The following is a 15,764-nucleotide window of genomic DNA, read 5'->3' on the forward strand; positions in this document are numbered from 1 at the left end:
GCGGCCATGGTGTTGGCAGCAACGCAAGCGTTGGCGCAGCAGGCAATAATTGATTCACAAACCAAAGAGCGCGTCATTGGCGAGCTGCTTTCCCGCTTTGGGGCCGCCGAAGAAGCGCGCATCCGCCGGGGGGTGGAACAGGTGGCCGCCCGCTGGTGGGAGGAGGACGGGGACAGCAACGCCTTTGCCACCTTTTGCCGCGACAACTTCCTGCCCAGCGGCGAGCTGGGGCCTGCCTTTGCCCGCCTGGAGGCGGCCCTGGAGCAGGTGGAAGGCCACCTGCACGAAATTCGCCGGGAGCTCACCACCCCCCTGGATCTGGATACCGGCCCGGTGATGCGGGTGGATGAGCTTTTGGCCAGACTGGACTTGGGCAGCCACCTTACCGAGGATTTGTTCCGCACCAAGGTGGCCCATTGGGCGCTTTTGAACTTCCCGGTGCATTCGCTGGCCGAGCGGTTGCAGGACGGTCCCGCCTGGGACCGGGAAACCTGGGCACGCTCCAGGCTCATGGACCGCTTTGCCCTGCGGGTGCCGGCACCGGTGGCGCAAAAGGTCACACAGGCGCTTTTGGCTGCCGATCAGTACATTGCCTCCTACAACATCCCCATGGACCTCTTGCGCGATGGCTCAGGAACCCCGCTTTTCCCCAAGGGCTTGCGCCTCATCAGCCACTGGGGGCTGCGGGACGAGCTGAAATCCTGGTACGGACAGCCGGGTGGTTTGCAACGGCAGCGGGTGATCCAGGAGCTCATGCTGCGCATCGTGCGGCAGGAAGTTCCCCAGGGGTTTATCAACTCCGAGCGCCTGCTCTTTGACCCCTTTACCGGCAAGGTGCAGGCCGCCAACGGCTTTTCGCCAACCCCCGAGGAGCTTTCCTTTGAGCCCAACACCCGCTATCGGCTTTGGCTTGCCAACTTCCACGCCTTGCGCGGGGTGGACCCCTACAGCCCTACCGCGCCTACGGCCATTGCCCGGACCTTCGAGCTGGAACGGCAAATCCCCGAGGCCGAGGTGGAAAAGGTGCTCACCGAGGTGCTTTCGGCCCAGGAGGTGCGGCGGCTGGCCAAGCTCATTGCCACTCGCCTGGGCCGCCCGCTGGAACCCTTTGACCTCTGGTACGCGGGCTTTACCTCCCGCGCCGGGCTTTCGGAAGACGAGCTGAACCGCAAGGTTGGCGAGCGTTACCCCACGGTGGAGAGCTTCCAAAAGGATTTGCCAAATATCCTGCAGAAGCTGGGGTTTGCCCCGGAAACCGCGGCTTTTCTGGCCGAGCGCATCGTGGTGGACCCGGCCCGGGGCGCCGGCCACGCCCTAGGGGCGGTGCGCCGTCAGGACAAAGCACACCTGCGCACCCGCGTGGGGCGCTCGGGCATGGACTACAAGGGCTTCAACATCGCCATCCACGAGCTCGGCCACAACGTGGAGCAGGTGTTTTCCCTGCACCGCATGGACCGCTGGGCTCTGGCCGGGGTTCCCAACAACGCCTTCACGGAAGCCTTTGCCTTTGCCTTTCAGGCCCGGGATCTGGAGCTTCTGGGCCTGGGCAAGACCCGCGGGCGCCAGGAAGAGGTGCTGGGCACGCTCTGGGCCACCTACGAGATTGCCGGCGTTTCGCTGGTGGACATGAAGGTCTGGCGCTGGCTTTACCAGCACCCCGAGGCCACCCCTGAGCAGCTGAAGGAAGCGGTGCTGACCGCCGCCCGGGAGGTTTGGAACGCTTACTTTGCCGATGTCTTTGGCCGGCGGGACTGCGAGCTTCTGGCCATTTACTCCCACATGGTTGCTTACCCCATGTACCTGCCGGATTACGCCCTGGGGCACCTCATTGCCTTCCAAATTGGCGAAAAGCTGCGGGGGCCCGACTTCGGCAAGGAGTTTGAGCGCATGGCCCGCATTGGCCGGGTGACTCCCGATTTGTGGCTGAAGCAAGCCGTGGGGGCGCCTCTTTCAGCGCAACCTCTGCTGCGGGCGGCCCGGGAAGCTCTGGCCGATCAGAGTCATTAAGCTTTTCACCGCCTGCTACAATCCACCGAGTTTGTGACCCATTCGCAGGAGCGGGGCATGGGGAGAAAACTACAAACAGCGGCGGCAGGGGAAAGGCGGGCCTTTTGGCTGGAGGTGGCGCGGCTGGCTCTGTCTTCGCGCTTGCTGGACGAGCTGGAGGAGCGGGAGCTTACCCCGCAAGGGCTTGTGAAGTACCAGTTCTCGGCCAAAGGCCACGAGCTGGCCCAGGTGCTTTTGGCCAAAAGCCTCAACCACCCCCACGATGCTGCGGCCGTGTATTACCGTTCCCGTCCCTTTGTACTGGCCTGCGGTTTGAGCCTGGAGGAAGCCCTGCGCTCGTCCCTGGCCCGACAGGGCTCCATGAGCCAGGGGCGGGATGTGGGGGTGATGTTCAACCTCCCGTCCCGGGGCGGGGCCACCATCCTCCCCACGGCCGGTGATGTTGGGTCGCAGTACGCCCCGGCGGCGGGATGGGCGCAGGCGGTGCTCTACCACACCCGGGTGCTGGGGGAAAGCCAGTGGGAAGGGGCTATCGCCGTAGCCTGTGGCGGGGAGGGCTCGGTGGCGGCCAACGGCTTTTGGGCTGCGCTGGTGATGGCCACCACCTTGCAGCTCCCCATGCTTTTTCTCATCGAGGACAACGGCCGCGCCATTTCCGCGCCCTCCAGCCTGCAAACCCCCGGGGGCAACATAGCCGCTAACCTGAAAAGCTTCGGGAACCTCAAGGTGCTGGACGGGCCCGGCTTTGAGCTGGAAGAAACGGCTCAGCTGGTGGAGGAAGCGGTGCGCTGGGTGCGGGAGGGCCGCGGCCCGTGCCTGCTGCGGCTGGAGGTGCCCCGCCTTTCCGGTCACACCTTCATTGACACCCAGGCCTATCGGGACCCGGAAGAGCTGGCCAGGGAGCAGGGCAAAGACCCCCTCCTGCGCCTTCGCCAGCAGGTGGGGGAGGAAACCTGGCGGCAGCTGGAAGCGGAAGCGGAGGCGGAAATCCGGCGGGCCCTGGACAACGCCTTGGCCGCTCCCACCCCGCCGCCGGAAAGCGCCGCCACCGGGGTTTTCGCCACCCTTCCTCCCGGGTGGCAAGGCCAAAAGCGGCCGGTGACGGCAGCACCGGCAGAAGGGCCGCGGATCAACCTGGTGGAGGGGGTGCGGAGGACGCTGGCTTTTGAGCTTGCCGCCAACCCCCGGGTGCTGGTCTTTGGAGAAGACGTGGGGGTGAAGGGCGGGGTTCACGGGGCCACCCTGGACCTGCAGCGGCAGTTTGACAAGGAGCGGGTCTTTGACACCTCCCTTTCGGAGGTGGGGATCCTGGGTCGTGCCCAAGGCATGGCCATGGCGGGGCTGCGGCCGGTGCCGGAAATTCAGTTCCGCAAGTACGCCGATCCGGCTTACGACACCCTGGTGGACATTGGCCTGGTGCGCTGGCGCAGCGCGGAGAGGTTTTCGGCGCCGGTGGTGGTGCGCATGCCCTTAGGGGTGAGCCGCAAAACCGGCGATCCGTGGCACTCCTTTTCCGCCGAGGCCATTTACGCCCATACCCTCGGCTGGCGCATGGCTTTCCCCTCCAACGCCGCCGACGCGGTGGGTTTGCTGCGGGCCGCCCTGCGGGGTGAGGACCCGGTGCTTTTCCTGGAGCACCGCGCGCTCCTCGATAGCCCCGAGGCCCGCCGTCCTTACCCCGGGGATGATTTCGTGCTGCCTTTTGGCGTGGCGGAAAGGCTCCTCGCAGGGGATCGGGTCACGGTGGTGACCTGGGGGGCCATGGTGTACCGCTGCCTGGCAGCGGCGCAGGCGTTTCCGGGTCAGGTGGAGCTTTGGGACCTGCGCACGCTTTCCCCCTGGGACCGGGAAGCGGTGGTGGCTTCGGTGAAGAAAACCGGCCGGCTGTTGGTGGTGCACGAGGACACGCTCACCGCCGGCTTTGGCGGTGAAATCGTGGCGAGCGTGGTGGAGGATGCTTTCCCCTATTTGGATGCGCCTCCTCTGCGCCTGGCCAGCCTGGATTGCCCGGTTCCCTACGACGCCGGTCTTACCAACGCCGTCATCCCCAGCGAAGAGCGCATTCAAAGCGCCCTGGCCGAGCTTCTGCGCTTTTAAGGCGTAAGTCAGGCAGCATCCCAGGTCATTGGGTACAATCCCTTGCCCGTTGGGGCAGCGAGGTGCCCATGGAAACCATCCGTGTTGCTCATTCCCCCGATGCCGACGATGCCTTCATGCACTACGCGGCGGTGCAAGGGCTGGTGGACACCCGGGGGTTGCGTTTTGAAGAGGTCTTGGCCGACATTGAGACCCTCAATCAAGCGGCGCGGGAGGGGCGGTACGAGGTAACCGCCATTTCCATCCACGCTTACGCCTACGTGGCCGATCGCTACGCCCTGCTTTCATCGGGAGCTTCCATGGGCGATGGCTACGGGCCGGTGGTCATTGCGCAAAAGCCCCTGACCCGCTCCGAGCTCCGCGGCCAGCCCGTGGCGACCCCCGGCCGCTGGACCTCCGCACGCCTGGCGCTTAACCTCTGGCAGCCGGAAGCGCAGTGTGTGGACGTGCCCTTCGATCAGGTGGCGGCGGCGGTGCGCGGTGGCCGCGTGGTGGCAGGGGTGCTCATTCACGAAGGGCAGCTCACCTACCGGGATGAGGGCTTTCAGTTGGTGGTGGACCTGGGGGCCTGGTGGCAGCAGGAAACGGGCTTGCCGTTGCCGCTGGGGGGCAACGCCATCCGGCGGGATCTGCCCCGGGAGGTTGCCCGGCGGGTGGCGGCGGTCTTGTGGGATTCCGTGCGCTGGGGGTTGGAGCATCGCCCGCAAGCCCTGGCCCACGCTTTGAGCTTTGCCCGCGGCTTGAGCCAGGAGAAGGCCGATCGCTTTGTGGGCATGTACGTGAACCGCTGGACCCTGGACTACGGCCCCCAGGGCCGGGAAGCGGTTCGCCGTTTCCTGGAGGAGGGGGCCCGGGCCGGGCTGGTTCCCGCGGTGCCGGCGCTGGAGTTCGTTTACCCGGAGGAGACCTAGGACCGCAACGGGGCCTTGCCAGCGTCGAGTGGCAAGCTCTTAGTTTCGGCGCCCAATGCGGCGCTCGATTTCCGCGTGGGGCAGGGTCAGGAGCACCGGGCGGCCGTGGGGGCAGCGGTAGGGGTCCTGGCAGCGGGCCAAATCGGCCAGCAGCTGCTCGGCTTGCAGGGCGGCCAGCGGCGTGTTCTTCTTGATGGCCGCCCGACAAGCCAGGGACGCTGCGGTTTTTTCCTTCCACGAGCGGCCTGGAAAGGCATCCTGGGCCAGGTCCTCCAGCAAACCCAAAACGAGCTCCTGGGCTTGCCCCGCGGAAACCGCCTGGGGCAAGGCACACACGCGGAGAGCGCCGCCCGACAGCGGCTCCAGCTGCACTCCCAGCTCCGCCAGCTCCTGCAGGTGCTCGCTGGCCAGGGCGTGCACGGCCGGGCTTACGGTGAGGATTTCGGGAAGCAGCAACGCCTGAGCCGGAGAAGGCCCCAGGTTCCCCAAAAGCTTTTCGTAAAGCACCCGCTCGTGGGCCACGTGCTGGTCCACCAGCTTGAGCCCTTCTTCGTCTTCCACCAGCAGGTAGGTGTGCCGGTACTGTCCCAGGTAGCGACCCCAGGGGGTGGTGGGCCGGCTTTGGGGGAGGACCTGCGGCGTTGGTGTGACTTCGGCTGTTCGTGCAGCCTCCGCCACCTGGAAGGCAAGGGTGGGTTGATGGCCGGAGCTGGTGGGCGGCGAGGGCAAGCGCACGGGCTGGGCGCCGTGCTGCTTGGCCAGGGCGGAAGCCAGGGTTTCGGCAAGAAAAGACGTCACCGCGCCGGGGTTGGCAAAGCGCAGCTCGGTCTTGGCCGGGTGGACGTTGAAGTCCACCTCCTGGGGCGGGAGCTCCAGATGGAGGAAGAGGTCGGCCTGCCACTCCCCCTTTACCGAGCGCAAAAGGCGGGAGAGGGTGCCGGAAAGCAGACGGTCCTTAACGAGGCGCTGGTTGACCGCCACCACCACGTGGCGGGCGGGTGTGGGGGGAAGCAGGAAGGCTTCCAAACGCAGCAGGCCGCGCTGGGTCACGATGGGGGGCTCGGGGTTTTTGCCGAGAATCTGGAAGAGCCTCTCGGCTCGCGAGCTGGCCGGGGAAAAATGGGCCAGCTTCCGCCCGTCGTGCCAGAGGGTAAAGGCCACCTGCGGATAGGCAAAGGCAAACCCCTGGATGAGCTCCACAATGTACCGCAGTTCCGTGGCTTCCGAGCGCAGGAACTTGCGGCGGGCGGGGGTGCGGGCGAAGAGGTGCTCCACCGTCACCTTGGTGCCCCGGGGTCGCCCGCAGGGCTCCTGCCCCAGCACCCGCCCAAAACGTACCCGCACGCGGCTCCCCTCCCCGGGGGCGGGAGCTGTTTCCAGGGTCAGCTCGGAAACTGCCGCAATGGAGGGCAAGGCCTCACCGCGAAACCCCAGGGTCTGCAGGCGCTCCAGGTCTTCGGCGCTGGCAATCTTGGAGGTGGCGTGGCGCTCCAGCGCCAGCAGGGCGTCATCGGCATCCATGCCGCAGCCGTCGTCTTCCACCTGAATGAGCTCCCGGCCGCCTTCCGCAAGCCTTACGGTGATGGTTTGGGCTTGGGCGTCCAGGGCGTTTTCCACTAGCTCCTTGACCACCGAGGCGGGCCGCTCCACCACTTCTCCGGCGGCAATTTGGTTGATCACCGAGTCGGGCAACAGGCGAATGCGTCCCATGGCTAGAAGACTAGCGCAAGAACCCCTAAACTTCCCGCGGGGAGGGTTGGCATGGACTTTGGGTTTTCGGAGCAACAGCTCATGATCCGCCAGATGGTGCGGGAGTTTGCGCGAGAACGGGTGGCACCGGGGGCCAGGGAGCGGGACGAAAGCGGTCAGTTCCCGTGGGACATCTTCAAGGAAATGGCGGGTCTCGGGCTTTTGGGCATGGTTACCCCCGAGGAGTACGGAGGCTCCGGGTTGGACGTGCTTTCGTACCTCATCAGCATTGAGGAGCTGGCGTGGGCCGACGCTTCGGTGGCGGTGGGGCTTTCCGTACACAACTCGGTGTGCCAGTGGCCCATCGTGCACTTTGGCAGCGAGGAGCTGAAGCGCAGGGTCCTGCCGCCCCTGGCGCAAGGGGAAGTCCTTGGGGGCATCATGCTCACCGAGCCCGATGCCGGCTCGGACCTGGCCTCCTTGAGCACCACCTACCGGCGGGTGGGGGATGAATTTGTGCTTTCCGGGGCCAAGATGTGGATTACCAACGCCGGCATTGCCAAGTACTTCGTAATCCTCGCCACCAGGGACAAAAGCCTCGGCCACAGGGGAATTTCCGCTTTTGTTTTGGACGCCGAGCAACCCGGGGTGCTGGTGGATCCGCCGGAAAAGAAGATGGGGTTGCGGTCCTCGGTTACTGCTGGCGTGACTCTGGAGGAAGCTCGGGTGCCGGTGGAAAACCTTTTGGGGAAAGAAGGAGAAGGGTTCAAGATTGCCCTGGCCACCCTGGACCACTCCCGTCTGGGGATTGCCGCCCAAGCCATAGGCATTGCCCAGAGGGCCCTGGATGAGTCGCTGCGCTACGCCAAGGAAAGGGTGCAGTTTGGCAAACCCATCATCCAGCACCAGGCCATCGGTTTCCGCCTGGCCGACATGGACACCGAGCTGGAAGCCGCACGCTGGTTGACCTACCGGGCGGCCTGGCTTTCCGAACGGGGGGGCAACATCTCCCGCACCTCGGCGCAGGCCAAGCTCCTGGCCACCGAAACCGCCAACCGCATTTGCAACTTTGCGGTGCAGGTTTTTGGTGGCTACGGTTACTCCCGGGAGTACGTGGTGGAGCGGCTCTACCGCGACGTGCGGGTCACCACCGTGTACGAGGGCACCAGCGAGGTGCAACGCATGGTCATTGCCCGCGCCCTCGAGCGCCTGGCCTCCACCGCCCCAGAATGCTGAGGCGTTTTCTTGTAGCTATCGCACTCTGGCAGCTGGCTGCAGGGCCCGTGGGAGGGCAAACGGCGCCCCTGGTTTGGGGTGCGGACGCCGAAGGAGGTGCTCCGTACGTCTTTTACCACCGGGAAAGCGGGGAGCTGGTGGGGTTCGAGGTGGACCTGGCCCGGGCCCTGGAGCGCCGTCTGGGCCGCCCCATCGTGTTCCGCCAGTACGATTTCAAAAGGCTGGTGGATGGCCTCGAGCGAGGGGATTTGGACCTGGTGATGAACGGTCTGGAGGTCACCCCCGATCGTGCCAGGCGCGTGCGCTTTACCCGTCCTTACTACGTCTTTCGCCTGCAGCTGGTGGTGCGAAAGGGGGAAAGCAGGTGCGGGGATCTGGCTTGCTGCGTGAAGGCCGCCGCTCGCATTGGCACCCTGGAAAACAGCGCGGCCTCCCGGCTGCTGGCCGACCTTGGTGCGGTAGCGCTGCTGTACGACAGCCAGGTGACGCCCTTTGAGGACCTGCAGCTGGGGAGGCTGGATGCGCTGCTGCTGGACGTACCCATCGTTAGGGCGTTTTTGCCCCATTGGCCGGATCTGGTGGCGGTGGAACCGCCCATCCCCGGCCGGGGGTTTTACGCCATTGCCGTAAGAAAGGAAGATGAGGCTCTAGCGGCGCAGCTGGACGAAGCGCTGGCTTTTCTGGCCGCCACTGGCGAGCTGCGGGCCATCCTGGAGCGCTGGGGGCTCTGGGATCAGGGGCAGGAGGAGCTTTTGCCGCCGGGTTTTTCCGGCTCCCTTGCGGTTTCGCAGGGAAGCTCACCCCCTGCTGGTGCTTCCCCGCGGCGGCTTTTGACCTTGGCGCTTTTGGCAAAGGCGGCGCTGGTGACGGTGGCGCTTTCGCTGGCCAGCATGGGGTTGGCGGTGCTTACGGGGCTTGGGGTGGCGGTGGCACGGCTTTACGGGCCGGGGTGGCTGCAAGCGGGGGCCCTGGTTTACGTGGAGTTTTTCCGGGGTGTGCCGGTGCTCTTGTTGCTTTACCTGCTTTACTTTGGCTTGCCGGCGGCGTGGGCTGCCCTCACCGGCACGCCAGGGCTTTACATTTCACCCTTCTGGACGGCGGTGGTGGGCTTGGGTCTTACCTACGCCGCGTACGAGGCGGAAATTTACCGCGCCGCGCTGCAAGCCATCCCCCCCACCCAGTGGGAGGCGGCGGCAAGCCTCGGTCTTTCGCCAAAACAAACCTTTGTGCACGTGGTGCTGCCCCAGGCCTTGAGGCTGGTGTTGCCCCCTTCCACCTCGGATTTCGTGGCGCTTTTTAAGGACACCAGCCTTGCCGGTACCATTACCGTGGTGGAGCTGGCCAAGCAGTACCAGATCATCTCCACCTCGGGAGCGGATTTTCGGGTCTTGGTGGAGGCCGGTTTGATCACCGCCTGCCTGTACCTCTTCATGTCGGTGCCGGTGGGGCACCTGGCCCGGCGGTGGGAGCGGCGCCTGGCATCGGCGAGGTAGCCATGGTGCGGATCCTCGTGCGGGGCTTGAGCAAGTTTTTTGCTTCCCGTGCCGTTCTGGAGGATGTGTCGCTCAGCGTGGAGCCCGGTGAAACACTGGTGGTGCTGGGTCCCTCGGGAGCGGGCAAGTCCACGTTGTTGCGTTGTGTGGCGGGACTTTCGCCTTTTGACGCCGGCGAGGTGCAGGTGAACTCCTGGGTTTTGCGCCCGGGGGCCCAGGGGCTTTCTGCGGGCGCCGCCCTCCGCCAGCGGGTGGGGTTTATCTTCCAGGATTTCGGCCTTTTCCCGCACAAGCGGGCGTGGGAAAACGTGGCGCTGGCACCGCGTTTGGTGCGCAAGCTGGAGGCCGAAACGGCCCGGGAGCAGGCGCTGGAGCTTTTGGCCAAGGTGGGCCTGGCCGCGCGGGCCGAGGCTTATCCCCACCAGCTTTCCGGTGGGGAAAAGCAGAGGGTGGCCATTGCCCGGGCGCTGGCCATGGCACCGGCGGCGCTTCTGGGCGATGAGATCACCAGCTCTTTGGACCCCGAGCTCAAGTGGGAGGTGGTGGAGACCCTGCTGCGGCTCAAGGGGGAGGGGCTCACCTTGCTTTTGGTAACCCACGAGGTGGGGCTGGCCCGGCAGGTGGCGGACCGGGTGCTGCTGCTGGTAGAAGGGAAGGTGGTGGAGGAGGGTCCCACACAAACGCTTTTGTCCCGGCCCAGGACCCCCCGTGGCCAGCAGTTCCTCTCCCGGTTGTTGGTGTAGCAGCATTTAGCTCCAGAATGGGGCAAACTGCGGTTTCTCTTCTTTCTGCTGCAGTTTGCCTTTGCAAAAAGCACGACCCCAGGCGCAAAAAAGAAAAAAGCGCCGGCGAACCGGCGCCAGAGGCCACGCGGAGCGGAAGTTACTTCTCTTCCACCTTGACCGGAATGGCCTTGGGTTTGGCCTCCTCGCGCTTGGGCAGGGTCAAGTGGAGGACGCCCAGCTTGTAGGAAGCGCTGATCTTGTCGGGGTTGACGTTGGAAGGCAAGGTGAAGGTGCGCTCGAAGGAGCCGTAGGACCGCTCCACCCGGTGGTAGGTTTCGCCCTCCTCCGCCTTCTCGAACTTGCGAGATCCGCGGATGGAGAGCACCCCACCTTCCACCGTCACCTCCACATCCTTGGGATCAACGCCAGGAAGCTCTACGGAAATCTCCAGGGCGTCCTTGCTCTCCTTCACATCCACCGCGGGCAACCAGCTGCCGGTGATGTAGTCCTCCTCCACCCGGCGAGGACGGCCCCAGATCTCGTCAAAGAGCCTGCTCATCCGCTCCTGCATGGCGGCCATTTCTTTGAAGGGATCCCAACGAACCAGGCTGGTCATCGTTCTTCCCTCCTTTCTGGAGATCGTTTCCCGACCTCCGGGCAATAATATAGGACCTTAGTGTAAGGTTGTCAAGTACCGGTGCCAATGCGATACAAAATCTGCTAATCCTACGCTAAATTGGATGACCTTCGCCTTCTGCTACCCTAAGACCGTGACACCGTGGTTGATTCTGCTGGCGGCGGTAAGCCCTCTGGCCTTGCGCGTTGAGGTGGAGCCTCTGGGCAAGGGAGCAACAAGCACGGTGGTGGCGGTGGCCGTGCAGGTGGCCCCGGAGGAACGGGAGCAGCTCGGTCCGCGCGTGCGGTTTCACGTGGAGTTTTGGAAGGGGTCCCAGAAGCTGGACGACGGCAGCGGGGTGGGGGAGCTGGCCGGGGATGGCAGCTTCCTCCTTTACCGGGAGTGGCCCTCGGGGGAAGGGCTCCTGCGGGTGGAGGTGAGCTCGCTGGATGGCTCAAAGGCAGGGGTGGTGGAGCGGAAGGTGGTGGTGCCGGTGCTGGACAAGCCCTTTGTGGCGCCGGAAGGGGCACCGCCGGACGCTACGGCGCTGGCGCCCTCGCCTCCGGCGGAGGAAGCGGTGCGTTTTGCCCGCCCCCGCCTGGGAACGGTCGTGGGCACCGTGGAGCTTACCCTGGAGGCGCCGGAAGATACGGGGGAGGTGCGGTTCTTCCAGGACAACCAGCTGGTGGTGGTCAAAAACCGCCCCCCCTGGCAGCTTTCCCTCTCCCTGGGGGCTACGCCGCGAAGGACCGTGGTCCGCGCCGAAGCGTGGAGCCGCGATGGGCGCCTTATAGGGGAAGACGCGGTGGTGCTCTCGGGCAGCGAAAACCGCCTGGAGGTGCAGATCCTGCTCCGGGAGGGCAAAGGGCAGGACCAACCCACCAGGGTCACGGTGGCGGTTTCACCCCCCGGTCTTGAGGAGGAGGTGGTGCTCCGGGTTGACGACCGGCCGGTGGCCCGCTGGCTGTCCTGCCCCTGTGTCACCGAGCTTCCGGCGCAAGCACTCCGTTCCGCGCGGATTCTGGTGGCGGAGGCGCGGGGCGGGGGGAGGGAAGGGGAAGCGGTTTTGGCGGTGGGAACCGGGACGCTCCTGGAGACCGCCAGGGTGGACGTGGTGGAGTTGCCGGTGGCGGTGCTGGATGCCGCGGGAAGACCCGTTTCGGATTTGCGCCCGGAGGACTTTCACGTCTGGGAGGACGGTCAACCGGTGGTCGTGGACTCGCTGGGACGCAGTGAGGACCTGCCGGTGCTCTTGGGCCTTGCCGTGGACGTTTCCGGCTCCATGGAAAAGGACTTTCCGCTGGTACGGCAAGCGGTGGGCGGGTTCCTGGCTGATTTCCTGCGGCCTGGGGATCGGTTTTTCCTGGGCACCTTTTCCTGGGAATTTAGCTTGCTGCTGCCCTGGGGTTCCGAGCCCCGGTTGGCGGTGGACCGTTTGGCCGGGGTGCGGGTGGAAGGGGGTACCTCCCTTCACGATGCGGTGATCAAGGCCCTGGAGCTGTTTCGGGGGAAGAAAGGCCCCCGCGGGCTGGTGGTGATTACCGACGGCGAGGACACCACCTCCCGCACCGGCTGGGACGCGGCTTTGCGCTACGCCCGCACCATGCGGACCCCTATCTTTCCTGTGGGTATTCGCGTTTCGGTGCTGGACTTTGTGTTCCGCAGCAGGCTTTCGGAGTTGGCCGCCGCCACCGGTGGCGAGGCGTTTTTTGTGGGAAAGCCCGAGGACCTGCCGGCGGTTTATCGGCGCATTGGCGAGCAACTGCGCCAGCAGTACGTGGTGGTTTACCGCTCGCCGGCCAGCTCCGCTGGCGATGCCTTTCGACAGGTCACGGTGAAGGTGCAGAGGGAAGGCGTCACGGTGAGGACCATCCCCGGTTACTTTCCGAGCCCCTGAAAGCGGGGAAGCTCCCAGGAGCAATTGGGGTTATAGTGGGTGAGATGGCCCAGGGTTTTTACGTCACCCCCGAAGTGGCTGGCCGTTCGGGCCTTTCGGAAACCGTCATCCGGCCGGGGCCGGTGGCCGGCGGCTCGGTAATCCTCACCTCGGTGGACACCTTGAAGACCTGGGCGGCCCCGCTGCCCTCCGGGGTGCTGTGGCTGGTGCTGGGGGATCCTGGGGATGGCGAGCTGCCGGTGGACCCTTTCATGGTGCTTCCCCCGCACGCCCCGGCTTCTACCGTGCAGAGGGCGGTGCTGGCGGCTTTGGAAACCGCCAGCCTTCGGCTCAAGCTGCAGGACCTGCAAAGCGAGGTGCACCTCGCCCAGGAGCGGCAGCTGGAGCTGGCCCGCATTGGCATTGCCCTGGTGGCGGAGCGCGACCTGGAAAGGCTTTTGGAGCGCATCCTTTCCAGCGCCCGGGAGCTGGTGTGCGCCGATGCCGGTTCGCTTTACCTTTTGGAAGAACGGGACGGCGACAAGCTCTTGCATTTCATGCTGGCGCAAAACGATTCGGTACCGGTGGCCTTTTCGGCGTGGTCGGTGCCGGTGGATGAGAGCTCCATGGCCGGTTACGTGGCGGCTTCCGGGGAGTGCGTGAGCGTGGAGGACGTGCGCTACCTGGCCAAAGATGCCCCTTACCACTTCAACCCCAGTTTTGACGAAGCCTCCGGGTACCACACCCGCTCGCTTTTGACGGTGCCCATGGCTACGCGCACCGGCGAAATCGTGGGGGTTCTCCAGCTCATCAACCGGAAACGGCAAAGGCAGGCCAAGATTACCTCCAGCGCCGAGGCCGATCGCTGGGTGGTGCCCTTTTCCCAAGCGGATGTGGCGGTGATCCGGGCTATGGCTGCGCAGGCGGCGGTGGCCATTGAAAACAGCCGTCTGGTGGCGGAAATCGAAAGGCTCTTTGAGTCCTTCGTGCGTGCCTCGGTGATGGCTATCGAGCAGCGGGATCCTTCCACCCGTGGGCATTCCGTGCGGGTGGCTCACTACACCTTGGGTTTGGCCCGGGCGGTGGAGCAAAACCCCCCCGAGCCGTACCAGGGCCTGCGGTTTTCCCGGGACGATTTGCTGCAGCTGCGCTACGCCGCGTTGCTCCACGACTTCGGGAAAGTGGGGGTGCGGGAAGCGGTGCTCACCAAGCCCAAGAAGCTTTACCCTGAAAGGCTGCAGTTGATCCTGGAGCGCTTCCGCCACGCCCGCCGTGCCCAGGAGGTGATGCTCTTGCGCAAGCTCCTCCAGCGGCTGGTGGCGATGGGTTTGCCCCCCACCGCCGAAGACCTCAAAGCGCTGGAAGCGGCCGTGAGCCAGATGCGGGCGGAGTTTGACGAGAAGCTGGCCAAGGTCTTGGAAGCCAACGAACCTACGGTGCTGGCGGAAAGCACCGCCGGGCTTTTGCAGAAGCTTTCAGGAGCGCAGTTTTTAGGGGAAAACGGCGAGCCTTTGCCACTTTTGACCCCCGAGGAGCTGCGCTGGCTTTCCGTCCCCAAGGGCAGCCTGGACGAGGAGGAGCGCCGGGAGGTGGAATCCCACGTGGTGCACTCCTACCAGTTCCTGCTCACCATCCCCTGGCCCAGGCGGCTCGCCCGGGTCCCGGAAATTGCCTACGGCCACCACGAAAAGCTGGACGGTCGGGGTTACCCCCGCCGCTTGCGGGGGGAGCAAATCCCGCCGGAAGTGCGGATGATGACTATTTGCGACATGTACGACGCCCTCACCGCTGCCGACCGGCCCTACAAGAAAGCGGTCAACCCCGAGCGGGCCCTGGGCATCCTGGAGGAGGAGGTCAGGCAAGGGGGGCTGGACCGGGACCTCTTCCGGGTGTTTTTGGAAGCAAAGATTTACGCCAGCCCGCCTCCCCAGGACGCCTGGTCTTAACCGGGAAGGCCCCAGCGGAGCCCCAAACGGTACCCACCCAAGCCCACCAGCCCCAAACCCAGGATCACGAGCACCACCGCCAGGACCCTCACCACCAGCGCTTCGGTTTTGGGTGAAAGGAGCGTTTTTCCGTGGTGGAGGGCGTAAAGCAGCGGTGCGTACCAGCACACCACCCCGCCGATGAGCGCCCCCAGCATCCACAAAAGCCCCGGTTCGCCGTAGGTGCGGGCCGCTTCCACAAAGGCAAGACCGGCGGTCACCCACCAAAGCCAGTAGTGGGGGTTGGCCAGGGAAACCCCCATTCCCAAAAGCAAATAGCGAAACCGCGGCCGGCTGTTGCTGGTCCAGTTGGGTTGGGGTTCGCGGCTGGGCCGGTGACGGGCCGAGCTCAAGCCGCCCCACAAAAGCACCAGCCCACCGGCAATTTCCACCGCCGGCAGGGCCCCCAGCCGCGCCAGGGAAGGGCCAGCCCCGGCGGCCAGCGCTGCAAACAACAGCCCGTCCAGGAGGGTGGCTCCCAAGAGAAACCAGAAAGCCGCGCCCAGGCGATGGGCCAAGCCCAAGCGGGTAGCCACCAGCGTTATTGGCCCCGGGATCACCACGGTGGCGAACGACACCAAAAACCCGGTGATGACCAGGGCCGGGAGGGAAAGGGGAAGCGTAAGGTTCGTCAAGCCTCAACCCAGCTTGTAACCGATGGTGCGCAAGAACCGCAGCCTTGCCAAAACGTCTTCATCCTTTTCCACACCCTTGGGGGAAACCCCATCCACCACCCCTAAGATGGCCCTTCCCTGTTCGGTTTCGGCCACCACCACCTCCACCGGGTTGGCGCTGGCGCAGTAAATGCGGCAAACCTCGGGCACCATCTTGATGGCGTTGAGCACGTTGATGGGGTAGCCCTGCTCGAGGAATACGAAAAACGAATGACCGGCACCCACGGCGAGGGCATTGCGGGTGGCCAGCTCAATCAGCGCCTCATCGTTTCCCGAGCGGCGGATAAGGGCCGGTCCTGAGGACTCGCAGAAAGCCAGGCCAAACTTCATTTGCGGGGCGGTGGTAACGATGGCCTCGTGGATGTCCTCCACGGTTTTTATGAAGTGGGCTTGTCCCAGGATGAAGTTCGTGCTTTCCGGCTTTTCCACTTTGACGGTGAGGATGGTCATGGCTC

The 15,764-nt window shown here is 65.1% G+C and carries 12 protein-coding genes; 8 read left to right on the forward strand and 4 right to left on the reverse strand.

The features are described from left to right. Positions 1-6: 6 nt before the first annotated feature. The 3 genes from EG19_RS07200 to EG19_RS07210 all read left to right on the forward strand — a co-directional run bounded on the left by EG19_RS07200 (position 7) and on the right by EG19_RS07210 (position 5,015). The gene (locus EG19_RS07200) at positions 7-2,007 is read left to right on the forward strand and encodes a gluzincin family metallopeptidase (protein ID WP_053335054.1); all 2,001 of its coding nucleotides are present in this window, start codon (positions 7-9) and stop codon (positions 2,005-2,007) included. Positions 2,008-2,064: 57 nt separating this feature from the next. Then, positions 2,065-4,104, forward strand: coding sequence for an alpha-ketoacid dehydrogenase subunit alpha/beta (locus EG19_RS07205; protein WP_053335048.1), 2,040 nt, complete (start codon positions 2,065-2,067; stop codon positions 4,102-4,104). Positions 4,105-4,172: 68 nt separating this feature from the next. Continuing rightward, positions 4,173-5,015 carry a menaquinone biosynthesis family protein gene (locus tag EG19_RS07210; protein WP_038049146.1) on the forward strand — a complete coding sequence of 281 codons (843 nt, stop codon included), beginning with the start codon at positions 4,173-4,175 and terminating at the stop codon, positions 5,013-5,015. 39 nt (positions 5,016-5,054) lie between these two features. Here EG19_RS07210 and mutL read toward each other — a convergent pair whose 3' ends face one another. Further along, complete coding sequence (gene mutL / locus EG19_RS07215; RefSeq protein ID WP_038049148.1) at positions 5,055-6,725, reverse strand: DNA mismatch repair endonuclease MutL; 1,671 nt, start codon at positions 6,723-6,725, stop codon at positions 5,055-5,057. 51 nt (positions 6,726-6,776) lie between these two features. On the opposite strand from mutL, the gene EG19_RS07220 reads away from it, so the two are divergent. From EG19_RS07220 to EG19_RS07230, 3 genes are read left to right on the forward strand one after another with little or no spacing between them, the layout of a single operon-like run. Next, complete coding sequence (locus EG19_RS07220; RefSeq protein WP_038049150.1) at positions 6,777-7,940, forward strand: acyl-CoA dehydrogenase family protein; 1,164 nt, start codon at positions 6,777-6,779, stop codon at positions 7,938-7,940. 47 nt (positions 7,941-7,987) lie between these two features. After that, a complete protein-coding gene (locus EG19_RS07225) occupies positions 7,988-9,433 on the forward strand; it encodes an ABC transporter substrate-binding protein/permease (RefSeq protein WP_053335049.1) in 1,446 nt (481 codons plus the stop codon). Positions 9,434-9,435: 2 nt separating this feature from the next. Then, a complete protein-coding gene (locus EG19_RS07230; RefSeq protein WP_038049152.1) occupies positions 9,436-10,176 on the forward strand; it encodes an amino acid ABC transporter ATP-binding protein in 741 nt (246 codons plus the stop codon). A 139-nt stretch (positions 10,177-10,315) separates the two neighbouring features. Here the strand turns inward: EG19_RS07230 and EG19_RS07235 are convergent, their stop codons facing one another. Further along, positions 10,316-10,774, reverse strand: a complete 459-nt coding sequence (locus EG19_RS07235; RefSeq protein ID WP_038049154.1) for an Hsp20/alpha crystallin family protein — start codon at positions 10,772-10,774, stop codon at positions 10,316-10,318. A 154-nt stretch (positions 10,775-10,928) separates the two neighbouring features. On the opposite strand from EG19_RS07235, the gene EG19_RS14280 reads away from it, so the two are divergent. Both EG19_RS14280 and EG19_RS07245 read left to right on the forward strand, forming a co-directional pair. Further along, positions 10,929-12,671, forward strand: a complete 1,743-nt coding sequence (locus EG19_RS14280; protein WP_161685467.1) for a VWA domain-containing protein — start codon at positions 10,929-10,931, stop codon at positions 12,669-12,671. A gap of 44 nt (positions 12,672-12,715) precedes the next feature. Then, positions 12,716-14,596, forward strand: coding sequence for an HD family phosphohydrolase (locus EG19_RS07245; RefSeq protein WP_053335050.1), 1,881 nt, complete (start codon positions 12,716-12,718; stop codon positions 14,594-14,596). Here EG19_RS07245 and EG19_RS07250 read toward each other — a convergent pair. Further along, entirely contained in the window at positions 14,593-15,270 is a 678-nt protein-coding gene (locus EG19_RS07250; RefSeq protein WP_038049158.1) for a LysE family transporter, read from the reverse strand. The two genes, EG19_RS07245 and EG19_RS07250, sit on opposite strands and share 4 nt — an antisense overlap. A gap of 3 nt (positions 15,271-15,273) precedes the next feature. Next, positions 15,274-15,759, reverse strand: coding sequence for an adenosine-specific kinase (locus tag EG19_RS07255; protein ID WP_038049160.1), 486 nt, complete (start codon positions 15,757-15,759; stop codon positions 15,274-15,276). Positions 15,760-15,764 lie beyond the last annotated feature (5 nt).

This window comes from Thermoanaerobaculum aquaticum (assembly GCF_000687145.1).
Classification (GTDB): Bacteria; Acidobacteriota; Thermoanaerobaculia; order Thermoanaerobaculales; family Thermoanaerobaculaceae; genus Thermoanaerobaculum; species Thermoanaerobaculum aquaticum.